Source organism: Zoogloea sp. JDB1 (assembly GCF_056724025.1).
The window spans coordinates 3,362,972-3,386,058 of the sequence record NZ_CM161496.1 but is presented as its reverse complement, the minus strand read 5'-3'; the positions used below and the strand labels follow the sequence as shown (position 1 = coordinate 3,386,058).

General features: G+C 62.9%; 23 protein-coding genes and 1 pseudogene. 13 read left to right on the top strand and 11 right to left on the bottom strand.

Features of this window, described 5'->3' with window-relative positions:
- Positions 1 to 90: 90 nt before the first annotated feature.
- The gene (locus AC1PPK_RS15270) at positions 91 to 384 is read left to right on the top strand and encodes a hypothetical protein (RefSeq protein ID WP_481113888.1); all 294 of its coding nucleotides are present in this window, start codon (positions 91 to 93) and stop codon (positions 382 to 384) included.
- Between the two features lie 34 nt (positions 385 to 418).
- On the opposite strand, the gene AC1PPK_RS15265 is transcribed toward AC1PPK_RS15270, so the two are convergent.
- The 4 genes from AC1PPK_RS15265 to AC1PPK_RS15250 are packed head-to-tail and all read right to left on the bottom strand — an operon-like array spanning position 419 to position 3,665.
- On the bottom strand, positions 419 to 1,135 hold the full coding sequence (locus AC1PPK_RS15265; protein ID WP_481113887.1) for a transglutaminase-like domain-containing protein: 717 nt from the start codon (positions 1,133 to 1,135) through the stop codon (positions 419 to 421).
- A 44-nt stretch (positions 1,136 to 1,179) separates the two neighbouring features.
- The gene (locus tag AC1PPK_RS15260; protein WP_481113886.1) at positions 1,180 to 1,602 is read right to left on the bottom strand and encodes a hypothetical protein; all 423 of its coding nucleotides are present in this window, start codon (positions 1,600 to 1,602) and stop codon (positions 1,180 to 1,182) included.
- A gap of 13 nt (positions 1,603 to 1,615) precedes the next feature.
- Positions 1,616 to 2,935, bottom strand: coding sequence for an ABC1 kinase family protein (locus AC1PPK_RS15255; RefSeq protein WP_481113885.1), 1,320 nt, complete (start codon positions 2,933 to 2,935; stop codon positions 1,616 to 1,618).
- On the bottom strand, positions 2,916 to 3,665 hold the full coding sequence (locus AC1PPK_RS15250) for a TetR/AcrR family transcriptional regulator (RefSeq protein ID WP_481118228.1): 750 nt from the start codon (positions 3,663 to 3,665) through the stop codon (positions 2,916 to 2,918). The genes AC1PPK_RS15255 and AC1PPK_RS15250 overlap by 20 nt, the downstream gene beginning before the upstream one ends.
- Before the next feature lie 129 nt (positions 3,666 to 3,794).
- Here AC1PPK_RS15250 and AC1PPK_RS15245 point away from each other — a divergent pair.
- The 6 genes and pseudogenes from AC1PPK_RS15245 to moeA form a co-directional block, all read left to right on the top strand.
- A pseudogene (locus tag AC1PPK_RS15245) lies at positions 3,795 to 4,418 on the top strand (IS110 family RNA-guided transposase); the annotation flags it as partial.
- A gap of 16 nt (positions 4,419 to 4,434) precedes the next feature.
- The gene (locus AC1PPK_RS15240) at positions 4,435 to 6,075 is read left to right on the top strand and encodes a hypothetical protein (RefSeq protein ID WP_481113884.1); all 1,641 of its coding nucleotides are present in this window, start codon (positions 4,435 to 4,437) and stop codon (positions 6,073 to 6,075) included.
- Positions 6,072 to 6,500: a hypothetical protein gene (locus AC1PPK_RS15235; protein ID WP_481113883.1), complete on the top strand. Its 429-nt coding sequence runs from the start codon at positions 6,072 to 6,074 to the stop codon at positions 6,498 to 6,500. Before AC1PPK_RS15240 ends, AC1PPK_RS15235 begins: the two co-directional genes overlap by 4 nt.
- Positions 6,501 to 6,546: 46 nt before the next feature.
- Positions 6,547 to 6,957, top strand: coding sequence for a tellurite resistance TerB family protein (locus AC1PPK_RS15230; RefSeq protein ID WP_481113882.1), 411 nt, complete (start codon positions 6,547 to 6,549; stop codon positions 6,955 to 6,957).
- A gap of 6 nt (positions 6,958 to 6,963) precedes the next feature.
- Positions 6,964 to 7,368, top strand: a complete 405-nt coding sequence (locus AC1PPK_RS15225; RefSeq protein WP_481113881.1) for a hypothetical protein — start codon at positions 6,964 to 6,966, stop codon at positions 7,366 to 7,368.
- Between the two features lie 510 nt (positions 7,369 to 7,878).
- Positions 7,879 to 9,126: a molybdopterin molybdotransferase MoeA gene (gene moeA, locus AC1PPK_RS15220; protein WP_481118227.1), complete on the top strand. Its 1,248-nt coding sequence runs from the start codon at positions 7,879 to 7,881 to the stop codon at positions 9,124 to 9,126.
- On the opposite strand, the gene AC1PPK_RS15215 is transcribed toward moeA, so the two are convergent.
- The 5 genes from AC1PPK_RS15215 to AC1PPK_RS15195 form a co-directional block, all read right to left on the bottom strand.
- A complete protein-coding gene (locus tag AC1PPK_RS15215) occupies positions 9,123 to 10,118 on the bottom strand; it encodes a CapA family protein (protein WP_481113880.1) in 996 nt (331 codons plus the stop codon). The two genes, moeA and AC1PPK_RS15215, sit on opposite strands and share 4 nt — an antisense overlap.
- A complete protein-coding gene (locus tag AC1PPK_RS15210; protein ID WP_481113879.1) occupies positions 10,115 to 10,510 on the bottom strand; it encodes a hypothetical protein in 396 nt (131 codons plus the stop codon). Before AC1PPK_RS15210 ends, AC1PPK_RS15215 begins: the two co-directional genes overlap by 4 nt.
- A 71-nt stretch (positions 10,511 to 10,581) precedes the next feature.
- Positions 10,582 to 12,477 (bottom strand): propionate--CoA ligase, encoded by a 1,896-nt coding sequence (locus AC1PPK_RS15205; RefSeq protein ID WP_481113878.1) that lies wholly within the window; start codon positions 12,475 to 12,477, stop codon positions 10,582 to 10,584.
- Positions 12,478 to 12,561: 84 nt separating this feature from the next.
- Positions 12,562 to 13,743, bottom strand: coding sequence for a GGDEF domain-containing response regulator (locus AC1PPK_RS15200; protein WP_481113877.1), 1,182 nt, complete (start codon positions 13,741 to 13,743; stop codon positions 12,562 to 12,564).
- Positions 13,744 to 13,770: 27 nt separating this feature from the next.
- Positions 13,771 to 14,778: an oxidoreductase gene (locus AC1PPK_RS15195; RefSeq protein WP_481113876.1), complete on the bottom strand. Its 1,008-nt coding sequence runs from the start codon at positions 14,776 to 14,778 to the stop codon at positions 13,771 to 13,773.
- A 150-nt stretch (positions 14,779 to 14,928) separates the two neighbouring features.
- Here AC1PPK_RS15195 and AC1PPK_RS15190 point away from each other — a divergent pair, with 150 nt between their 5' ends.
- On the top strand, positions 14,929 to 15,816 hold the full coding sequence (locus AC1PPK_RS15190) for an HDOD domain-containing protein (protein WP_481113875.1): 888 nt from the start codon (positions 14,929 to 14,931) through the stop codon (positions 15,814 to 15,816).
- Positions 15,817 to 15,822: 6 nt separating this feature from the next.
- On the opposite strand, the gene AC1PPK_RS15185 is transcribed toward AC1PPK_RS15190, so the two are convergent.
- Positions 15,823 to 17,730: an ATP-binding cassette domain-containing protein gene (locus AC1PPK_RS15185; protein WP_481113874.1), complete on the bottom strand. Its 1,908-nt coding sequence runs from the start codon at positions 17,728 to 17,730 to the stop codon at positions 15,823 to 15,825.
- A 135-nt stretch (positions 17,731 to 17,865) separates the two neighbouring features.
- Between AC1PPK_RS15185 and hemP the strand changes: the two genes are divergently transcribed.
- The 3 genes from hemP (at position 17,866) to AC1PPK_RS15170 (ending at position 19,411) form a co-directional block, all read left to right on the top strand.
- Positions 17,866 to 18,141, top strand: coding sequence for a hemin uptake protein HemP (gene hemP, locus AC1PPK_RS15180; RefSeq protein WP_481113873.1), 276 nt, complete (start codon positions 17,866 to 17,868; stop codon positions 18,139 to 18,141).
- A 202-nt stretch (positions 18,142 to 18,343) separates the two neighbouring features.
- Positions 18,344 to 18,574 carry a (2Fe-2S)-binding protein gene (locus AC1PPK_RS15175; protein WP_481113872.1) on the top strand — a complete coding sequence of 77 codons (231 nt, stop codon included), beginning with the start codon at positions 18,344 to 18,346 and terminating at the stop codon, positions 18,572 to 18,574.
- Positions 18,575 to 18,751: 177 nt separating this feature from the next.
- Positions 18,752 to 19,411, top strand: coding sequence for a TetR/AcrR family transcriptional regulator (locus AC1PPK_RS15170; protein WP_481113871.1), 660 nt, complete (start codon positions 18,752 to 18,754; stop codon positions 19,409 to 19,411).
- Positions 19,412 to 19,448: 37 nt separating this feature from the next.
- Here AC1PPK_RS15170 and glcC read toward each other — a convergent pair whose 3' ends face one another.
- A complete protein-coding gene (gene glcC / locus AC1PPK_RS15165; protein WP_481113870.1) occupies positions 19,449 to 20,264 on the bottom strand; it encodes a transcriptional regulator GlcC in 816 nt (271 codons plus the stop codon).
- 222 nt (positions 20,265 to 20,486) lie between these two features.
- Here glcC and glcD point away from each other — a divergent pair, with 222 nt between their 5' ends.
- On the top strand, positions 20,487 to 21,986 hold the full coding sequence (gene glcD / locus AC1PPK_RS15160; protein ID WP_481113869.1) for a glycolate oxidase subunit GlcD: 1,500 nt from the start codon (positions 20,487 to 20,489) through the stop codon (positions 21,984 to 21,986).
- Positions 21,986 to 23,053 carry a glycolate oxidase subunit GlcE gene (glcE, locus tag AC1PPK_RS15155; protein ID WP_481113868.1) on the top strand — a complete coding sequence of 356 codons (1,068 nt, stop codon included), beginning with the start codon at positions 21,986 to 21,988 and terminating at the stop codon, positions 23,051 to 23,053. Before glcD ends, glcE begins: the two co-directional genes overlap by 1 nt.
- Positions 23,054 to 23,087 lie beyond the last annotated feature (34 nt).

The following is a 23,087-nucleotide window of genomic DNA, read 5'->3' as shown; positions in this document are numbered from 1 at the left end:
AATCTACTGTCCGTGGCCCAACCCATCATTCCACCGGACCTGGCGCATAAAGCCGCGCAAGTCCGGTGAACTCAAACGTTGGGCAGCACCATGATCGAGATCGTGCTTGGTTCCGAATACGACGACGCGTTGTTCGATCGACTTGCTGCCGAGATCGAGGCTCTGGGCGGTTCGATCACTGACAAGGAATGGACGTTGGGCGGTAGCCAAGAAATGACCGTCTATCAGATCAAGCTGCCCAAAGGGGAGATCGAGGCTGTGGCAGAAACCTACATCGGGCTTTCACTGCGGGGGACACCTTCGCTGGTAGAGCAGCTTGCTCTCCGGGTGATGCCCAACCTTTCGCTCCAGCGGACGGCTCCGCCGCCCGCTGAGCTAATGTAGGTCAGCCGCTCATGATGAGCAATGGCCGCTTCCGTCATCTGCGCAGGACGGCACCATCACCTATTCCGGATGGCTCCGGCAAGGGCAGCCGGCTGTTGAGATAGCCCTCGGCAAAACGATGCAAACCCTGCGGCACCAGCGAAAGCCAGCGATTGAAATGAATGCCGAGCAGGCGGTTGTTGCCGGCCCGGGCGGCCAATGCTTCGGCCAGCGTGGCAAAGACCGGGTTGCTGTCGTCAAGGTCGCCGGCATTTGCCTGGGAAAAACTGTCCTGCCGGGCGTCCCAGTCGCCGCTGGCGGCGGCTGTCAGGCCGAAACCGACGGCCAACCCCGATTCGGCCAGACGCTGTTTCTGAAGATGCAGCATTGCCGGCTGAAAGAGATAGCTGTCGGTATGCCACCAACGCCCGGCCACCCGCACCTGGCTGACGGCGTGAAACAGTCTCGCCGGTAGACAGTAGTAGACCGGCAAAGGTACAGCACCGAACAGCACACGCTTGTCGAGCGCCACGAAGCGCAGCCTGGCCGGAATGCCGGCGGCGTGCAGCAAGGCACAGAACAGGTCGCCCTGGGCATTGCAGTGACCGCGCCGAAGCGCCAAGGTGTGGTCGGGCGTGACGCCTTCAAAGCCGGCAGTAAAGCCGAAGGCGATTTCATCGCGCACGAAATCGTGGATGGCGACACAGGCCGCCTCTTCCGAACGAAAGGCGCCCTGCCCCTGCAAGGTCTCAAGGACATCCGGGATGCGCATTCAACCCACTGCCACCCAAGGCGCGCGACGGATGGCGAGCCGATTCACAACCGCGTCCACACCTGGGCGACGCCGATTAGATGCACGATGCCGTAGCCAAGGCAGATAAGCGAACTCCACACCAGAAACGGCGTCGCCTGCTGGCTGGCAAAAACCAGCAAGGGCAGGATGGCGAGGCCGCGCATCAGATAGATGGCGGTAATCGCCACCAGCGCCGCTTTCTGCCTGGGCAGCGCCGTTAGAACGCCAGCTCCGGCCAGAGCATAGGCCGCCCAGGCACTTAGCACCAGAGCGATGCAGAGCGTGACGACAGCCGGATAAAGCTGGCCGGCTGCTGCGGCGCTGGCCATGTCCTCGCCGGCCCCGAAAAAGCGATACCAGGGGGCTCCGCCCCAGACGATGAGGACATGCAGCAGCGCGGCAATACCACTGAGAACGGCGCCGCCGATCAGCCAGATGTTGTACATGGCAAAACCCTCGCTAAACAACCGCGGACGCTGCAAGCGCCCCGCTCTCCCCGGCAAACCAGTGATGGCGCATGCGCACGCGAGCGCCAAGGCGCTCGAACAGCTTGCACAGGCCGTAAAAGGTGCGGTCGAAATAGATGAATTCGTCGGCCAGCCGGTCCAGGCCCTTGAGGCCGCTCATTTTGTGCATGAGCTGTTGGCCGTGCCAGGTGTAGTCGGCATGGGTGGCGAAGTCGTAGCTCTCGGCCTGCATCGGTTCGAGCAGCCAGGTGCCGAAGGGGCGCAGGATGTCGCGATAGACCTGATCATGATCGCCGCGGTGTTCCATACCCAACCGGCGATAGGTGGCGAACAGCGCCGTGGAATCGTCGTTGGCATAGGCCTGCAGCAGTTGAGGCAGGGCTTCGGCAAACACGGGCGAAATCTCGCGCACGCAACCGAAATCGATGACGGTCACGCTACCATTGGGGTGAAACAGGTAATTGCCGGGATTGGGGTCGGCGTGCAGACGGTGCAGACGCCGGGTGGAATCGACGAAGAAGTCGTAGAACTGTTGCCCGGCGCGGTCTCGCGCCGCCTGCGACGGTTGGCCGGCCAGCCAGGCATCGAGGTGCAGTCCGTCGGCCATTTCCGTGGTCAGCACGCGTTCGCTGCATAGTTCCGGGACCGGCGACACCAGCGCAATGCCGTCGCCGGCCGCGCGTTCGGCGAACCACGCCGTCTGCGCCGCTTCCGCCCGGTAATCAACTTCCTCGCGCAGGCGGGCGTGGATTTCTTCCAGCGACTGCTGGATCAGTGCGGCATTGGGCAAGCCGCGCGCCAACTGGCGCAACAGGGTCATGTCGCTGTCGATGGCGACGTGGATGCCGGGATACTGGATCTTCACCGCCACCGCCCGGCCGTCGTGCAGCCGGGCGCGATGCACCTGCCCGAGACTGGCGGCGGCAAAAGCCTCGCTCTCGAACTGGGCGAAAAGCACTTCCGGGGCCTGTCCAAACGCCTGCTGCAAGGCCTTGCGCACCAGCACGCGGTTGAGCGGCGGCACCTGGTGGCAGGATTTTTCCAGTTCGCGGCGGTAAGCCTCCGGCAGCAATTCCACCTCCATGGCCAGCATCTGCGCCGCCTTCAAGGCCGTGCCGCGCAACTGGGTCAGCGCCTCGAACAGCACGCGGGCATGCCGCTCGTCGAGCGCGGTGCGCTCCTCCGCCTGCTGCGCCGGCGACAGGAAAGGCCGCTTCAGACCGTGGCCGAGGTGGCCCAGGCCAACCTTTACCGCCGCCTTGCCGGCCACCCCGGCGCGCGCCAGGCGCCCCTCAGGCAGGGCGGGTTTCATCGCTGCCGGCCATGAAGCGCCGTTTCGTCGCCATTGCCGCCTGACGCAGGCTGGCAAAGCTCTCCAGATGGCTCAGCACATGGCTGCGGAAAAGGAAGGAGACGAGATCGAAGGCTTTGCCGATCAGCCCCAGATGCAGGATGCCGCCGACAATTTCCATGCTGCGATCGAGCAGTTGCGTGGTGTTGGCGAAGCCTTCCGAATCGTCCTTCAGCCAGTAGGCAAGGATGCCGGTCTGAAAATCCCAGAACAGGCGCGGCAGCAATTCGCTGTAGGGCTGCGCCGGAATCTCGCCGGCCTCGATGGCGGCGTCGAGCAGGTCGACGACCATGTGCTGGTTGAGTTGGCGGCTTACCGCCAGCAGCTCGTGTGCAGCACCCGGCGCCTGAAAACTGAGCTCGAACACCTCGCGCAGGAATTCGCGCGCTGGCAGCCAGGTTTGCAGTTCCAGATCGACCAGCTGCTGCAACTGCTCGACCAGCGAGTATTCGTGGAAATCGGCAATCCCCTGCAAGCCGGCCATCACTCGCCGCTGCACCTGCTCGCAGTAGCCATAGACCAGTTTTTCCTTGCTAGGGAAATAATTGTAGATGGTGGCATCGCCCACCCCGGCCCGCTGCGCGATCTCGCGCATCGACGCCGCGCGGAAGCCCTTGGCGCTAACCACATCGACCGCCGCCTCCAGGATCCGCTCCCGGGTTCGTTCCTTTTCCTGCTCATTGATCTTCATCACGGCCACTCTAAAGTGAAATCACTATTCGTAAACTAACATCAAATACGAATTTGTAAACTGCATTTTCACTTTAACAAGTCCCCCCGTTCCCGAAAAGCTGGGCTGGATCGAAATAACTGGCAAACGGGAAGCGCACGTTACTGGGCGCGCACGTTTGAGGGCTTCGGGTATACCGTCAGGCTGATGTCCCCGCAGTTCGTAAAGCCCAATGTGAAGGGCAACAAGAACGATGCGGCGGATGCCGAGGCAATCTGCGAAGCGGTCTCCCGGCCAAATATGCGCTTTGTCCCTGTCGCAAGCGTCGAGCAGCAGGCGGTGCTCTCACTGCATCGGGTTCGCCAAGGCTTCGTTGTCGCACGCACTGCCCAGGCCAACCAGATCCGGGGCTTGCTCGCCGAGTTCGGCTTGGTGCTTCCCGCAGGACTCTGCGCGTTGCGCAAACAGCTACTGGTACTTCTTGATGGTGTCGGTGATCAGGTGCCAGACGCGTTCCGGCGTCTGGTGCGACGCCTGCACGAACACCTAGCGGAGTTGGACCGGCAGATTGGCGAACTCGAGGTACAGATCCGGCAATGGCACCGCCGCTGCATCCAGAGTCAGCGCCTCGAGAAGATTCCGGGCGTTGGACCGCTGACGGCCACGGCACTGGTGACCTCGATCACGGATGCGCACAGCTTCAAGAACGGCCGACAACTGGCCGCATGGCTGGGGCTTGTCCCACGGCAGCACTCCAACGGTGGCAAGGCGACAGAGGGGTGAATGCGATATGAAAATAATCACAGATGGAACTACTTTGCGCAGGGTCAGAAGCGGATCGGCATACAATCATCTCGCTCTCAAAAACAAAATAGGAGAAGTGGGTATGCCAGTCATCGCTGTCTTGGGGCCTATTGTGGCTGCGATCGGATCAGGTGCAGCAGCAGCTGGCACGGCCGTAGCTGGCGCCGCAGCAACCGTAGGTGGAGCAGCGGCGGCGGCAGGTACAGCGGCTGCCGGAGCTGCGGCAGCCGCTGGAAGCGCTGTTGCTGGAGCAGCGTCAGTCGCGGGTGCCGCAATTGGCAGCACTGCCGTAGGGAGCGCAGCCTCCGCTGCCGCATCCACAATTGTTGGCGCAGCCGCATCTGTTGGTGCCGGCGTTACAACGGTTGGTTCTGCGGCAACAGGTCTTATCACTACGGCCGGATCGGCCGCTGCAACTGCTATTGGGAGTACGGCTACAGGTGCTGCGGCCCTGGAAGCTGCCGCAGCTGTTACATCAGCAGTTGGTGCTGCCGGTTCGACCCTTGCCGGTACGGCAGTCGGGACCGCCGTTACTACCGCGGCATCCTCTGCAGGAGCGCTTGCAGCTAGCGCTGTGAGTACAACGGTAGGCTTCCTGGGGACAGAGGGTGTTGCAGCAGCTATTGTTGGCGCTACTGCTTATACCGGCTCAAATATCGTCACCGCATTCAATAACTTCGACGAAGCCGACGAATTAATTAGCAAGGCAAAATCCGAGTTCGCGGAAATTATGGATGAACTCGATGCAAAAAAGGCAGATACCGTTTCAAAGCTCGAAAAGCTCAACATTGTGAAGCTTGCCATTTATTCCGAGCAGATCACCCTTGCTATCGACGTCTTTAAAAGGATTACTCAATCTAAAGAAAAGTCTACTGACTTTCTTGATGATACGGATCTCGACAAGCTGTTCACCAAGGCTGAAGTTAAAAAACTTGAAAAGGCTACTCTTTCTGCCAAAGATCTGCTCAATCAACTCGATCAGGGTATGAGCTTGATGCAGGCAGCGTCCACTGGATCGCTCGCTTTCATGGCGCAGTTCGGCATCGCGTCTACGGGAACAGCGATCTCTTCGTTGAGTGGCGCCGCTGCGACAAATGCGACCTTAGCTGCCCTTGGAGGTGGATCGCTAGCTGCAGGCGGTGGCGGAATGGCACTCGGGAATGCCGTACTCGGGGGTATTACAGTTTTTCCTGCTGCAATCGTATTGTCTTGGAATTACGCAAAAAATTCCGAAAAGGCTCTAACAGAAGCGCACGAACACTACGCTAATACGAAGAAGGAAATTGGCAAAGCCAGTTACCAGATATCCATCCTGCGCAATGGCATCGATCAACGGATCGGTGAAATTGAAGGAGCCTTGGTAAAACTATCATCCATCTGTTCGAGCAACATACTCCCACGCCTTTACGAGGCTTACAACGCCAACAAAGACGCCCACGGAAACGTTGATTACAACGCTTGCAGCACTGCCGACAAGAATACCATCGCACTTTGTGCACACTTCGTCCGCGAACTTGCAAACTTGATGAGAGTAAAAGTCTTCGATGACTCAGGGCATCCCAGTGACGAGTCCGAGGCCGCTTTGAGGCACATTGCCACTGACTCTAAATTGGATGGCGTAGCATGAACGAACTCAAGACGATTAAGAATCGCCCCGCGCCCCAAAAGGGGAAGGCGCCATCGGGCAATGAAAGCGCAGGCCTTTTGGATCTTGCCAAGGCTATTCTGGACGCTAAAAAGGAATACGCGCTTGCAAAAGAGCAAGAGGAGACAAAGAGACATGCAATATCTGCGGATCTGCATAAGTTTCAGGTTGCAATCGACGCAAAGAAGGAGCTGTTAGAAGCTCACTTAGCAAGAGAATTCGGACTGAGAAAAGAAACTATCGAAGAGGTCTTATTGAGACTGGACAAGGCTATGGAGAACAATCAGGATTCGGTGGCAACTGAAGCATTGAGTACGATTCAAGGAATCGTAGCCACCAATCCCCTCAACGGTGTCGCGGAAGTTGGGCGACTCTTTGAGAGCGGCAGTGGTGTTCTGGAAATTTAATTTTCATCGCGGCCCTACTTTTCCGTAATCTGACGAGGCGACCATCTTGTTTTTTCCTTTGCTGACATATCAAGAAAAAGAAAGCCTTCTTTCTCTGCTTATGATTGCTGCGCGTTGCGACGACGAAATTCACGAAAGCGAGCAAGCGTTAATTGGTGGCTATTGCACGCTCATGGGCCTCCCCACGGATTTTGCCCCTACTCTTGACGAGGATGAAATCCTTAATTCATTCTCTGAAAAGAGCGAAATTACTCGGCGTGTCGTATTCCTTGAAACGCTTGGTTTAGTCCTATCCGATAACAAATATCACAAAAACGAAGAGCTCTTGATTAATAAAATTGGGACTCGATTTGGCTTAGACGCATCTTACATTGCCGAAGCAACGTCATGGATGAGAGAAATGCTGCCTTTGTACTTCAAGGGGTTTAATCTTGCCGGGCTTTCTACTTCATCTTGAAATTCGATGGCTGCGCACCAGGACTCCTTAAAAGATGTCCGGATCTTAGCAGTTGAGCAACTACTAAAAGGGTCCGAGGCAACCTGCCCAGCGGAGCTAGTGCTTTCAGAGCTTGAAAGACAAGGCTGGTTAATCCACCCTGTTTTTCTTTCTGGTGCTGTTGTTGGCGCGATAATCCAAAGAGATGCCGAGATACACACATCTATTGCACCAGAGTACCAAAAACAGTGGAATCCGAGACCTTACATCCGATCCATTCTGTACCCTGCTCTCGAAAAATACGGAGTGGTCAATTCGGAAGCCAAGAAAAATGATGCGCGAGGGATAAGGTGGCTCACAAAGTTGGGATTTACTCAGACCGCTGAAGATGCGGATAAATTGTATTTTTCGCTGACAAGAAAGCTGTTCTAAACGGACACTATTTACGCAGATGGGGATCGTCAACCCTTCGGGCGGGGCGTGGAGATAGGCCCAATTCCGCCGGATGCCCTGCGTATCCGGACTGTCCTGACGGCCGCCCACGCAGCTTGTACCTCGTGAAAAGAACATTCTCCGGCACCACGGAATGATTCAGTGGTGCCAAATATTCATTTTTTCACGTGAAAATCCCGATTTTTCATATAGCAGAAGCCATTCTTCACGCCACAGAATCCTCCAGCGGCACGGAATAATGGTTTTTTCACGCCGCCAGACGATTCCGTTACGAAGAAAAATCAATCAAGCGGCGGCGCTCGGGCATTTCGTCATATGACAAAGCTCTCCAGTGACGCCACCCGATCATTTTTTCGCCTGAAAAATCGATTTTTTCAGCCGACAGAAAATTTTTTTCATATGAAAAAATCCTTGCGCGACGCCGCATGGTCACGCAGCCATCCAATGTGCTATTAATTTCACCTCCCCAGCAGGAGATGCGCGATGGACATGAACGCAGGCTGTAGCGGCTCCGACAGCCGCAAGTCGATCACCGCCGCCGAGGCTCGGCGCATCATCCTCGGACGCGTCCAGCCGCTAGCCGGCTGGGAGCGCGTGGCAATCCGCGCCGCCCTCGGGCGCATCCTGGCCGAAGACGTGGTGGCGCCGTGCAATGTGCCGGCCCACGACAATTCGGCGATGGACGGCTATGCGGTACGCGCCGACGATCTGAAGGCCGATGCCGACGTAAGTTTGCAGGTGGTTGGCACCGCGCTGGCAGGCCGTGGTTTTTCCGGCCTCGTCGGCCCCGGCCAGGCGGTGCGCATCATGACCGGCGGGGTGATGCCCCTCGGTGCCGACACCATCGTCGTGCAGGAGGTGGCGCGCCGGGACGGCAACGCGATCGTGGTGCCGCCCGGCATCCGCCGTGGCCAGAACGTGCGGCGGGCCGGCGAAGACCTGGCCGAGGGCGCCGTCGCCCTGCCCCGCGGCAAGCTCGTCGGCCCGGCCGAGCTGGGGCTGGTGGCCTCCCTCGGGCTGGCCGAGGTCAGCGTCCATCGGCGCCTGCGGGTGGCCTTCTTCTCCACCGGCGACGAGCTGGCCAGCATCGGCCGGCCGCTGGCGCCGGGCGAAGTCTATGACTCCAACCGCTATACGCTGTACGGAGCACTCGCCAAGCTGGGTTGCGACATCGTGGACATGGGCGTCGTCCCGGACCAGCCGGAGGCCCTCGAAACCGCTTTCCGCAACGCGGCGGCCTGTGCCGATGTGGTGCTGACCACCGGCGGCGTGTCGGTCGGCGAGGCGGACTTCATCCGCGCGCTGATGCAGCGCCTTGGCGAAGTGAGCTTCTGGAAAATCGACATCAAGCCCGGCCGGCCGATGGCCTTCGGACGCATCGGCGAGACCTGGATGTTCGGCCTGCCGGGCAACCCGGTGGCGGTGATGGTCACCTACTACCAGTTCGTCGTCGATGCGCTGCTGAAGATCGCCGGCCTCGATCCGCTGCCGGAACGCCCACTGACCCGCGTGATCTGCAGCGAGGCGATCCGCAAGCTGGCGAACCGCCGGGAGTTCCTGCGCGGCCGCCTGTTCGAGGAAGCCGGCGAATGGAAGGTCCGCCCCGCCGGCAAACAGGGCTCGGGCATCCTGCGCTCCATGTCGGAGGCCAACTGCTTCATCGTGCTGGACGAGAACCAGGGCGACGTGGCGGCCGGCGACGCGGTCCACGTCCAGCTGTTCGACGGGCTGGTTTAGGGTTTTGCGGCCAGTTCACCGCCGCCGCGGCACTGGCGTATGTGGCGGTCGCCCCGCGAACCGCAGGGGGTCAGCGCATCGGGCGCCAGTGTGGGCAGGCCTTCTCCGTCCATGTGCGCCTCCACCGTGTGCCAGCGCCGTACGCCGTGGCGATCCACGCTGAACTGCAGCAGCCATCCGGTCTGGGCTTCCGGGAAATCGAAGCCGTCGAAGACGAAGTTGCCGAGGCTGTAGATGATCGGCCGCCCCTTGTAGACCTCCGCCCCCTGCGTGACGTGGGGATGGCCGCCGACCACCGCCGCCGCGCCGGCATCGATCATCCGGCGCGCCAGCCGCCGCTGCCGCTCGCCGGGTTCCGGCTCGTACTCCCAGCCCCAGTGCATGAAGGGGATCACCAGGTCCGCGCCGGCCCGCTTGGCGGCACGGATGTCCGAGATCACCTCGCTGTCCTCGCTCCATGCGATGCCGGGCGTGGCGGCGCCGGCCTCGAAGGAGCGCGGCTTGAATTCGTTGTATGCGAGGATCGCGATGCGCAGGCCCTTGGCCTCGATCCACAGGGGTTTGTGTGCCTCGACGAGATTGCGGCCGCCGCCGACCACTTTGATACCTGCCGCCGCGACGTGATCCATCGTTTCGACGAAGGCCGCCTTGCCGAAATCGCCGGCATGGTTGTTGGCCACCGCCACCGCGTCGAAGCGCCCTTGCAGCACCTTGACCACATCCGGCTCGGCGCGGAAAACGTAGGGTTTGTTGGCCATCGGTACGCCATCCTTCGCCACCGCGCATTCCAGGTTGCCAATGCGGTAGTCCGCGCCGGCCAGCAGTGGCGCCACCGCGGCAAGCGGATCGCGCCCCGCGGCAATGGCCTTGCCGGGTCCGTCGGCGAGCATGATGTCGCCGGCGAACAGGATGCGCAGTTCTTCGGCCTGCGCGCGCAGCCCTACGCCACACAGGCCCACCAGTACGGCGGCGGATGCCAGCCACTTTTTCATCGCGTGCCCTCCTTCGTCACTTCGCACCAGTAGCTCAGTTCGCCATCACGGTACGGTTCGTAGATACGCTGCAGCCCGGTGAAACCGTAGCGCTGCCCCACCGGCCGTGGTGGCCACGGATAGCGAGCCTCCTGGATCATCACCGGCTCGTCCTTGCGGTTCCAGAACACCTGGATTCGCACGCCGGCCAGATCGGCGGGCTTGTCGCGCAGGACCACGCGCAGCTGGAAATCGTCGTAGATCGGACGCGGCGCCACGGTGTAGGGCGTGCTCGCCGCCGCGAATGAAACGTCCTGGGGCGTGCCGTCGTACTCGGCGTGGCACACGATGCGTGGCGCGGCAATGGCCAGCTGCGGCACGACGGCGAACATCAGGATGAACGGAAAACGCATGGGGCACCCGTGAATAAAAAAGCCGACCGGCTGATGACCGGTCGGCTCCATGGATCAACTGCAGGCCAGGCTTACTTCGCGCCCAGGGCCGCCTTGATCTGTTCGAGGGTCGAAGGATCCTCGATGGTGGTCAGATCGCCCGGATCGCGGCCTTCCGCCAGCGCCTGGATGGAACGGCGCAGCATCTTGCCGGAGCGGGTCTTGGGCAGACCGGAGATGAAGTGCACGCGTGCCGGACGGGCGATGGCACCGAGGCTGCCGTCGACGATCTTCATGACGGCCTTCTCGAGCTCGGCGACCTTTTCCGGGGTGTCGATGATGGCCGGGTCCTTGACCACGGCGAAGGCCATCGGCATCTGGCCCTTGAGCTGGTCGGCCACGCCAACCACCGCCACTTCGGCGATGGCGGGATGGGACTGCACCGCTTCCTCGATCTCACGGGTGCCCAGGCGGTGGCCGGCGACGTTGATCACGTCATCGGTACGGCCGAGGATCTTGTAGTAGCCGGCGTCGTCCTTGATGCCCCAGTCGAAGCTGGAGTAGACCAGCGGCTCCTGGAACAGCGTGAAGTAGGTGGACACGAAGCGCTTGTCGTCGCCCCACACGGTGGACAGGCAGCCGGGCGGCAGCGGCGGCACGACGCCGACGATGCCCTTTTCGTTGGGGCCGCACTCGGAACCGTCATCGCGGAACAGGCGCACGTCGTAGCCATACACCGGGAAGCCGGGGGAGCCGAGCTGCACTTCGTGGTGCTCGACGCCGGGCATCAGGGACAGCATCGCCCAGCCGGTTTCGGTCTGCCAGTAGTGGTCGATGACCTGGATGCCCAGCTCGTCCATCATCCACTGGTGGGAGGTTTCGTCCATCGGCTCGCCGGCGCAGTACAGGGTGCGCAGCTTGGAGAGATCATACTTTTTGAGGAAGGCCGGGTCCTGCTTCTTCAGCACGCGGATCGCGGTCGGCGCGCTGAACATCACGGTGACTTCGTGATCCTGGCAGATCTTCCACCAGATGCCGGCGTCGGGGCGCAGCGGCGTGCCTTCGTACATCACGGTGGCCATGCCGGCGATCAGCGGGCCGTAGATGATGTAGCTGTGGCCGACCACCCAGCCGATGTCGGAGGTGGAGAAGAAGGTCTCGCCCGCGTTGCCGCAGTAGATGTGCTTCATGGACGCGGCCAGCGCCACGGCGTAGCCGCCGGTATCGCGCTGCACGCCCTTCGGCTTGCCGGTGGTACCGGAGGTGTACAGGATGTAGCTGGGTTCGGAGGATTCGAGCCAGGTCACCGGAACCTCGGCATTGAGGTGCTGCTCGCGCAGGGTGGCGTAGTCGACGTCACGGCCTTCGACGATGGCCATGTCCTTGTCGAGGCCACGGTTGACCATCAGCACGCTGGCGGGCTTGTGTTCGGCCAGACTGATGGCTTCGTCGAGCAGGTGCTTGTAGGGGACCGGACGGCCGCCGCGCATGCCGGCGTCGGCGGACACGATGACGGTCGGCTTGGCATCGTCGATGCGGGTTGCGAGGGAGTGGGAAGCGAAACCGCCGAACACCACCGAGTGGATCGCGCCGATGCGCGCACACGCCAGCATCGCGAAGCAAGCTTCGGCGATCATCGGCATGTAGATCAGCACGCGGTCGCCCTTCTTGACGCCGAGGCTCTGGTAGATCGCCGCCATGCGCATGACTTCGGTGCGCAGCTCGGAGAAGGTGTAGACCTTTTCCTGGTCGGTTTCGGTGGAGATGAAGACCAGCGCCTTGCGATCCGGATGGGTCTCGGCGTGACGGTCTACCGCGTTGTAGCAGAGGTTGGTCTCACCGCCGACGAACCACTTGACGAACGGCGGGTTGGAAAAATCGTAGATCTGGCTGGGCTGCTTGTTCCAGTGCACCAGCTCGGCCTGCTCGCCCCAGAAGCCATTGCGGTCTTCGATCGAGCGCTTGTGAAATTCCTTGTATGTAGCCATCGGATCCTCTCCCTATTCTTGAATAGTCCAAACCATTTTCATATTTGTGGGAGCAGTACGTCCGCCCGTTGCAGCGTCTGTCCCTTAGTCGTTTTTCTGTTCCATCTTCGATCCGGTTTCTGCGGCGCGGGCGAGGGCTGCCAGCGGCAGGCCGGAAGGAAGCTCGGATTCTATCAATTCCAGCAGCGGTAAGAGCGTCCGTATGGCATCGGGAAGTTGTTTGCGCAGGCTTGCGTCCAATCCGGTGGTACGCAGGCGCGCCAGGAGCTGGTCGATGCTGACCTGTGCACGCACGGGCTGTTCGACAACCATGTCCTGCGTGACTTCGCCGTCGGCACCGACCACCCGGTTGCCGCCGGCGGCACGCCCGCTGGCAATGCGCTCCATCGCCACGCCGATCAGGTGGCTGACGGTCTGCACGGCGCCGGGGGTCGTCGCGGCCAGACCGATGGTGATCTGGATGCGGATGCGCTCCTCCCGGTAGGTCATCACAATATGGTCGAAGGCCGTCCGCAGGCGCATTGCAAACGCGCAGGCCCCGTTCATGTTGGTGCTCGGCGACACCACCGCGAAGCGCGCCGGTGCGAGTTCGGCGACGGTGTCTTCCTGGCGCAGCTTGGTGGCGAGGATCTTCGACAGCTTGCGGTTGACCAGCTGTGCCACGTGGGCGCCGTAACGGGCCACCAGCGCGTCGAAATGGTCGATCTCGATGACCATCACCGATACATCGGCGTGGCGGCGCTGGGCCAGAGAGAGTTCCTGCGCCGCGTGGTAATGGAGGTAGGACGGCGTGGCCAGGCCGGAGCTGGGGTCCACCGGGCTCGCACTGGCCAACGCAGCCCGGCTCTCTTCCAGGTCCCGCTGGGTGCGGGCGAGCTGGGTCAGCGCCTCCAGGCGGGCCAGCAACTCCACGTTGCCGATGCTCTTGGAGATGAAGTCGGTGGCGCCCGCGCTCTTGGCGCGGACGCGCACATCGGGCTCGTCGTCGCCGGAGATCACCACCACCGGCAAGGTGTTGATGCGCGAGATGCGCGAGCCGCGGATGCGCTCCAGCAGACCGTAGCCGTCCAGGTTGGGCATACCGATGTCGGTGATGACGGCCTGGATGGTCGGATCGACCATCAGGGTCTGCCAGCCGGCTTCACCGTCAGCCTCCTCGCGCACCTCGAAGCGGTCCCTTATGTGCCGGATGATGGAAGCCCGCACCATCCGGGAATCGTCGATGATCAAGACCCGTGGCAGGGTCTGCTCGCTGTCGTCGCTCATGCTGGGACTCGCTGGATGAATGAATCTTTAAGGGTTAACGGCAATCACCGTGCGCCCCTTGACCTTGCCGGCGATGAAGTCGTCGAAGACGCCGGGCAGATCGGCAAACGGCACCGTCCGGGTCATCTCGTGAAGGTGGCGCGGCTTGAGGTCGGACGCCAGGCGCTGCCAGACAGTGCTGCGGGTCGGGAAGCCGATGTAGCCGGAATCCACGCCGAGCAGGCTGACCCCACGAAGGATGAACGGAAACACCGTGGCGTTGAGGGCGATGCTCTGGGCGTTGCCGATGCTCGCCACCGTGCCGGCCTGTTTCATCGTAGACAACACCCAGGTCAGGATGTCACCGCCCACGTTGTCCACCGCACCGGCCCACAGGCCGGCGTCGAGGGGGCGCGTCTTGGCCGGGTCGATGGTGTCGCGCAGGCGGATCTCGGCGGCCCCGAGGTCCTTGAGATAGGCCTCTTCATGCGCCTTGCCTGTCAGCGCGACCACGTGGTAGCCGAGCCCGGCCAGCATGTCGATGGCCAGGCCACCGACGCCGCCGCTGGCTCCGGTGACGATCACCGGGCCGTTCTCTGGACGCAGGCCGTTGTCCTCCATGCGCACGATGCCCAGCGCGGCCGTGAAGCCGGCGGTGCCGAGGGCCATCGCATCGAAGAGGCTCAAGCCGGCGGGCAACGGCACAACCCAGCCGGCCGGGATCCGCGCATATTCCGCGTAACCGCCGTGATGGGCCACGCCGATGTCGAAACTGGTCGCGATGACCTCGTCACCCGCCTTGAAGCGCGGATCGCTGCTTTCCACCACCGTACCCGACAGGTCGATGCCGCCGATGCAAGGGAAGCGACGGATGATCTTGCCGGCGCCCGTCGCAGCCAGGGCGTCCTTGTAGTTCACGCTGGAATAGGCCACCTTGATTAGAACCTCGCCTGCGTCGAGCGCATCGGCGGCGAGGGCTTCCATCGCGGCGGAAACCTTGCGGTTCTCGTCCTGGCGGATCACATAGGCCTTGAAGGGGGAAAGGGTGACGGTCATGCGTTTCTCCTCGTTGCCGGACACCGGAATGGCGCCTCATGTTGGTTATCGGTCGATTATAGCCCTGCCAACTTGACGCCCAGCCGCGCCACGCCTCAATACCGCATGCAAAATGCCGTAAATGGATTCATCGCCCGCAGGAGCACCGACATGGCCCTGATCAACGTCCCCTTCGAGACCCTGGACGCCTACATCGCGTTCTTCAGCCAACAGCCCCTGCCTGTCCTCAAGCACACGGTCAAGGAACTGCAGACGATGCGTAGCAGGGAGGATCACATCAACGGCCGCACGGTCGCCGCGCTGGTGCTGAGCGATCCAATGATGACGCTGCGCGTGCTGATCCACCTCGAGGAAAACCGACGCTCCCGGCAGAATCACGACATCACCACCGTCGAGCGGGCGATCATGATGATGGGCATCTCGCCCTTCCTGCGTCAGTTCTCCGACCTGCCGACAATTGAAGACCAGCTCGCTGCGTATCCGAAGGCTCTTGTCGGCGTGCTCAAGGTGATCAGTCGGGCCCGCCGGGCCGCCCGCTACGCGCGCGACTGGGCCATCGTGCGCCATGACCTGGACGTGGATGAGATCACCGTCGCCGCGCTGCTCGCCGAGGGCACGGAGATTCTGTGCTGGTCTCTGGCGCCAAAGCTGACCTATCAGGTGTACGAGATGCAGCACATCGACCGGAGCCTGCGCTCCTCATCCGCCCAGAAGTCGATCTTCAACTTCTCGGCGCGCGAGCTGCAGCTGGCCCTGGTCCATCACTGGCGGTTGCCGGAACTGCTGGTGTCCATGCTGGACGAGCGGCAGATCGAGAATCCGCGCGTGCGTACCGTTCAACTGGCCAACAGCCTGGCCCGCCACACGGCGCAGGGGTGGGACGATCCGGCCATTCCCGACGACCTCAGCGCGATCACCGAGCTGTTGCACATCAATCGGGAGACACTGCTCAGCCGGCTGTCCGTGCCGCACGAAGCCGTGGAGCCCCTGCTCGCGGCGGGCGGCGATCCGCTCGGGGCAATGCCGCCGCCCCTCTGAGCGCGCTCACTTGCCGGCGCCGCGGGACTCCAGTTCCTCCCAGCGCAGCATGGCAGCCTCGATCTCACCCTCCAGCACCTGCAGACGGGTATTGAGGGCCGGCACCTCCTGCGGGGCGTCCCGGTAAATGGCCGGGTCGTTGAGGCGGGCCTGGATGGTGCCCTGCTCCTCCTCCAGCGCCGCGATGCGGTCCGGCAAGGCTTCCAGTTCCCGCTGTTCCTTCCAACTCAATTTGGCCGGCTTCGCTGCCTGCGGCTTGGGTTCCTCCTTCTTCGGCTGGACCGGCTTGGGTGCGGCAGCCGGTTTGGCGCCTTCGGGCGCGGGACGCACGCGCAGCCAGTCCTCGTAACCGCCGGCGTATTCCTTCCAGTTGCCGTTGCCCTCCGCGGCGATCACCTGTGTCACCACGTTGTCGAGGAAGGCCCGGTCGTGGCTGACCAGGAACACGGTGCCGTCGTACTGGGCCAGCAGGTCTTCGAGCAGGTCGAGGGTTTCGATGTCCAGGTCGTTGGTCGGCTCGTCAAGCACCAGCACATTGGCCGGACGGGCAAACAGGCGGGCCAGCAGCAGGCGGTTGCGTTCACCACCCGACAGGGATTTGACCGGCGAACGGGCCCGTTGCGGCGAGAACAGGAAATCCTCCAGGTAGCCGATGACGTGGGTGCGGTGGCCAGCGATTTCCACATAATCGGAACCCGGGCTGATGACCTCGGTCAGCGGCGCCTCGGGGTCGAGCTGCGCGCGCAGCTGGTCGAAGTAGGCTACCGTCTGGCGCGTGCCCCGCTTGATCGTACCGTCATCCGCTTCGAGCTCACCGAGGATCAGCTTCAACAGCGTGGTTTTGCCCGCGCCGTTGGGGCCGATCAGGCCGATGCGGTCGCCGCGCAGGATGCGCGTCGAGAAATCGCGGACGATCTGCCGCTCGCCGAAGCGCTTGTTCACATGGGTCAGCTCGGCCACCAGCTGGCCGCTGCTCTCGCCCCGGTCCAGCGCCAGCTTGACGTTACCAAAACGGTCACGGCGGGCGCTGCGCTCGCGGCGCAGGGCCTCCAGGCGCCGCACGCGGCCTTCGTTGCGGGTCCGCCGCGCTTCGACGCCCTTGCGAATCCACACCTCTTCCTGCGCCAGCAGCTTGTCAAAGCGGGCATTGGCCTTGTCTTCCGCATCCAGCTGATCGGCCTTGCGCGTCTGGTAGTCGCTGAAGCGGCCGGGAAAGCTGCTCAGGATGCCGCGATCCAGCTCGACGATGCGCGTCGCCACATGGTTCAGGAAGACCCGGTCGTGGGTAATGACCACCACCGCGCCCGGAAAATCGCGGATCAGTTCTTCGAGCCACAGGATGCCGTCGATGTCCAGGTGGTTGGTCGGCTCGTCGAGCAGCAGCATTTCCGGCTCGCCCACCAGCGCCCGGGCCAGTGCCACGCGCTTGATACCGCCGCCGGACAGGCTGCCGACGATCGCTTCGCCCGACAATTTGAGCTGGGCCAGAATCTGTTCGACACGCTGCTCCAGGCGCCAGGCCTGGGCGTCCTCGACGCGGTGCTGCAGTTCTTCGAGCCGCGCCAGGTTGGCCGCGCTGGCGTCGTCAGCCACAGCCAGCATGGCCTCGTGATAGTCCACCAGCAGGCGGGCCACGTCGCCCAGGCCATCGGCCACGGTCTCGAACACCGTACGCTCCAGCGGGAAGTCCGCCTCCTGGGGCACATAGGCGATACGCGCGCCCGGCTGCCGCCACAGGCGCCCGTCGTCCAGCATGGCCTGCCCGGCCAGCGCCTTCAACAGGCTTGATTTACCGCTACCGTTACGGCCGATCAGTGCAACCCGCTCGCCGGGGTCGAGCTGGAAACTGGCCTTATCAAGCAAGGCAACGTGGCCGAAGGCGAGGCAGGCATCGTCAAGGGTGATCAGCGGCATGGTGCAAATAAGTAATCAAGACTGCGGAAGGGGCTGGATTCTACCCCGCCGCCGCCCTCCGCCACCGAAACGACCGGCTCCGACAGCACGGAAACCCCACGGTCGCTGTTCGCGATGCGACGCAGAAACCGCGTAATGCAGATTTTCTTCACAAGCCTGTTGACGAAAACGATTCTCAGATATTTAATAGGAACCGTTCTCATTAGCATTCGTGTCCAAGTGGAAAATCTTAACGCTCCGGCCCAGCACCCGTCTTGCGACGCAGCCCTCGAAGCCGATGTAGGCCAGTTCGAGGTGCCGATCCGGAGCAAGGATCTCTTCAACGACCGCAACTGCGTGTTCATCGAGCATGAAGGCATGATTTATGCACTTCGAGCCACACGTGCCGGCAAACTGATACTGACGAAATGACGACATCCGCCCGACTCCGCCACCACGATGGTCTCCCCGGCCACTGGACCGAACCCACCGGCCAGCGCCCACTGTCTGCCACTGGCCTTGCAGCCCTCTTGTGCGTTGGGCTTGCGGGGTGTGTTGCGGCAGCCAGCCTCGTGTTGCGCCTTTATCCGATCGTCTGAGCAACCCGCAATCCGGGTGTGAAGGAAAGAAGACAATGTACGTTTGCATCTGTCGTGCCGTGACTGAAAAGCACATCGAAACCGCCGTTCAGGGCGGAGCGCGGCGTCTGCGCGACCTGCGGCAGCAGCTTGGCGTGACCGAGGAATGTGGACGTTGCGCCCAGTGCGCCAAGCAGTGTCTCGATGGCGCCGTGGAGCAGGCTTGTGCCTCCGCATGCAGCAGCGTTGCCGATTCCGCCTACCCGCAGTTGCTGATCGCCGCCTGAGTCCGGCTTCGCCGCGCCGCCTGGCTCATCTGGGCGGACGCACAAATCGGCCTTCAAGGCGTCTCGCTGCACCTGACGACCAAAAAGTTTTTAAGCGGATCGCATAAACCCCGTAGCCGCCGAGGGGTATATCGGTTATCTTTATGGGCCCATCAAATTTCATCCGGGCCCAGCGACATGCCCACCGGCAACACACCCAGTAACGACACTGGCGCCAGCCATCCGCGCAAGCGCCTCACCCCCGCCACCCGAATCCCCCTGATCCTCGACGCAGCCCTGGCAGAATTTTCGGCCCACGGCTACAGCGCCACGCGCGTCGACGACATCGCCAACCGGGCTGGCCTTTCGAAGGGAGGCTTCTACGCTCACTTCTCCGGCAAGGATGCAGTCTTCGAAGCACTGCTGCGCCGCTCGTTGACAGCCCCGACGCTGGACGTGGACGCGCTGCTGGAATCCGCCACCGATATCCGCAGCCTGGTCGAACAGCTGGTTGACCAGTTGCACACCCACCTGGGCGACGCCACCCTGCGCGCCACCGCCCGCTTGCTGCTGACCGAAGGCCACCGCCTACCCGACATCGTGACCCTGTGGCGGCAGAACACCGTGGACAACCTGCACGTGCAGCTGGGCAGCCTGCTGCGCCGCTGCGTGGAGCGCGGCCTGTGCCGGGACAGCACCGTAGTCCATCACCCCTGGCTGATCCTGTCGCCGGTCATTCATCAACTGTTCCAGCAACTCTCGGCAGCCGCCGTCGTGCCGATCCAGTCGCGCGAGGCGCGCAGCACCCACGTGGACATGCTGTGCGAACTGCTGACTCCACATCCGCAAGCGGCCTGACCAGCGGGCGCTGACCACCCGCCAACGGACGTGCGTCCTAGCGATCAGCCCCCAGCCGCATCGACGCCCGCACCAGCCGCTGCTCTTCCTGCTCGATCTCCAGAAACGTATCGCGCAAGCTGTTGATGTGCGCGCAGGCAGCCCGGTAAGCCTTGTCGGAATCCCTGTCGATCACCGCCCGGTAGATCCGCTCGTGGTGGCGATCCAGCATCCGCTTGTGGACTGGACGGTGATAGAGATTGCTCACCGACGCCAGCACGCTGCTAAGCATCAGGTCCGACAGGGACTGCAGCGTATGCACCAGTACCGGGTTATGCGAAGCATCGTTGATAGCCCGATGAAAGGCATGGTCCGCGCGGGCACGCTCTTCCAGCGTCACCCCTTCCCCCTGCACCTGCAGGCTTTGTAGTTCCTCGTAGCGCCGCCGGATCAGCAGGAAATCCGCCGGCGTCCCGCGCTGCGCAGCCAGACGCGCCGCCTCGCTCTCCAGGATCACCCGTACCTCCAGCAGATCGTACAAGGTCCGCGGCTGGGAATTGAACAGATGCATCAGCGGCGTCATGTCCCGATCGGCGGACAGGCGCGCCACATAGGACCCACGCCCGTGCTGGGTATCGATGATGCCCAGTCCGCGCAGCACGCGCAGCCCCTCCCGCAGGGCCGTCCGCGACGTGCCCAGCTTTTCGCACAGGCGCCGCTCCGACGGCAGCAACTCCCCCACCTTCAGGATGCCGTCGATGATCAGCCGCTCGATCCGCTCGGCGACCAAATCGGCCACCTGCTTGCGTTCTGCGACCTCAAAAGGGTCGCCGGCGACGTTTTTCAAAGTGGTCGTACCAGTTGATTCAGGCACTGCAACATGTCTCCCCTGATTACTCAATCACATTGAATTCAAAGGATTTATCTTTCAATAAGGGAAATCATGTATTCAAAAAAACTGGTACGACCACTTTAAAAGTGCTTTGTTTTCAGTGTCTTCGAAACCTAGTATCGCCCATCCCGAGCACTCGGCCGAGCCATGTAGCCGCCCCGAGATGAGCGCAAAACCGAACCGGAACCGTCAAGGCCGCCTGCCATGAACATCCTCTACGACGAAAAGATCGACGGCGAACTCCATCACGTGGACCGCGCCGAACTGCTGGCCGCGATGCGCGCCACCATGCCCAATCTGGAGATCCTGCATACCCGCGAAGACCTCAAGCCCTTCGAGTGCGACGGCCTGTCCGCATATCGCACCACGCCGCTGCTGGTCGTGCTGCCCGAGCGCCTCGACCAGGTGGAAACCCTGCTCAAGCTATGCCACCGCATGCACGTGCCGGTGGTCGCCCGCGGTGCCGGCACCGGCCTGTCCGGCGGCGCGCTGCCACTGGAACAGGGCGTGCTGCTGGTGATGGCGCGCTTCAACCGCATCCTCGAAGTGAATCCGGAAGGCCGCTTCGCCCGCGTCCAGCCCGGTGTGCGCAACCTGGCCATCTCCCAGGCCGCCGAACCCTTCGGCCTCTACTACGCGCCGGACCCGTCATCGCAGATCGCCTGCTCCATCGGCGGCAACGTGGCCGAGAACGCCGGCGGCGTGCACTGCCTCAAGTACGGCCTGACCGTGCACAACCTGCTGAAGGTGGAAGTGCTGACCATCGAAGGCGAACGCGTCACCTTCGGCAGTGATGCGCTGGACGCCGCCGGCTTCGACCTGCTGGCGCTATTCACCGGTTCGGAAGGCCTGCTCGGTGTCGTCACCGAAGTCACTGTCAAGCTGCTGCCCAAGCCCCAGGTTGCCCGCGTGCTGATGGCCAGCTTCGACTCCGTCGAAAAGGCCGGCAAGGCGGTGGCCGACATCATCTCCGCCGGCATCATCCCCGGCGGTCTAGAGATGATGGACAAGCTGGCGATCCAGGCCGCCGAAGACTTCATCCACGCCGGCTACCCGGTCGATGCCGAGGCCATCCTGCTGTGCGAACTGGACGGCGTCGACGCCGACGTACAGGACGACATCGAGCGCGTGCGGACGGTACTCGCCACTGCCGGCGCCACCGACGTGCAGCTGGCGCGGGACGAGGCCGAGCGCATCAAGTTCTGGGCCGGTCGCAAGAACGCCTTCCCGGCCGTCGGCCGCATGTCGCCGGACTACTACTGCATGGACGGCACCATCCCGCGCAAGCAGCTGCCGGCAGTGCTGAAGGGCACCGCCGAGCTGTCGGTCGAATACGGCCTGCGGGTCGCCAACGTGTTCCATGCCGGCGACGGCAACATGCACCCGCTGATCCTCTTCGATGCCAACCAGCCCGGCGAATTCGAGCGAGCCGAAGCGCTCGGCGGCAAGATCCTCGAACTGTGCGTCGCGGTGGGCGGCACCATCACCGGCGAACACGGCGTCGGCCGCGAGAAGATCAACCAGATGTGCGTGCAGTTCAACAGTGACGAGCTGACCTTCTTCCACGCAGTGAAGGCAGCCTTCGACCCCTCCGGCCTCCTCAACCCCGGCAAGAACATCCCGACCCTGCACCGCTGCGCCGAGTTCGGTGCGATGCACGTCCACCACGGCCACCTGCCCTTCCCCGAACTGGAGCGTTTCTGATGAGCGAGCCCACCCACGACGCCGATCAGGCCGAAGCCCTGCTGACCCAGGTCCAGGCCGCCCTGGCGGCCGGTACGCCACTCTCCATCACCGGAGGCGGCAGCAAGGCCTTCTACGGCCGCCCGGTGACCGGCACACCACTGGACGTCCGCGGCCACCGGGGCATCGTCAGCTACGATCCGGCCGAACTGGTCATCACCGCCCGCGCCGGCACGCCGCTGTCAGAACTCAACGCAGCCCTCGACGCCGGCGGCCAGATGCTGCCCTGCGAGGCACCCGACTTCACCGGCAGCGCCACCGTCGGCGGCATGGTCGCCGCCGGCCTGTCCGGCCCGCGCCGCCCATGGGTTGGCTCGGTGCGCGACTTCGTGCTCGGCTGCCGCATCGTCACCGGCCACGGCAAGCATCTGCGCTTCGGCGGCGAGGTCATCAAGAACGTGGCCGGCTACGACGTCTCCCGCCTGATGACCGGCACCCTCGGCTGCCTCGGCCTGATCACCGAAGTGTCCTTCAAGGTCCTGCCCAAACCCCGAGCCAGCCTTACGCTGCGCCTCGAGATGGACCGCCCACGGGCACTGCGCAAGTTCGCCGAATGGGGCCAGCAGTCCCTGCCGATCGGCGGCGCCTGCCAGGACGGCGGCACCACGCTGCTGCGTCTGGAGGGCGGCGAGAGCTCCGTGAAGGCAGCTCGCGAACTCCTTGGTGGCGAAGAAGTGTCGGCGGACTTCTGGGATGCGCTGCGCAACCACCAGCTCGGTTTCTTCAAGGACCCGCGCCCCCTGTGGCGCCTGGCGGTGGGCAACAACCGCACGCCGGCCGATCTGCCGGGCGACGCGCTGATCGACTGGGGCGGCGCCCAGGTGTGGCTCAAGTCGACGGCCGAAGCCGTGCAACTGCGCACCCTCGCCGAATCGTCCGGCGGCCACGCCGACTGCTACACGCCCGGCGTCACCGACGGCCCGCTGCCGCCGCTGCCCGACGCGCTGATGCGCTATCACCGTCAGCTCAAGGCCCAACTCGATCCGCAGGGCATCTTCAACCCCGGCCGCATGTACGCCAGGCTGTAAGCGCCACCGCGCCTTCCCCATTTCCGGACCAGAC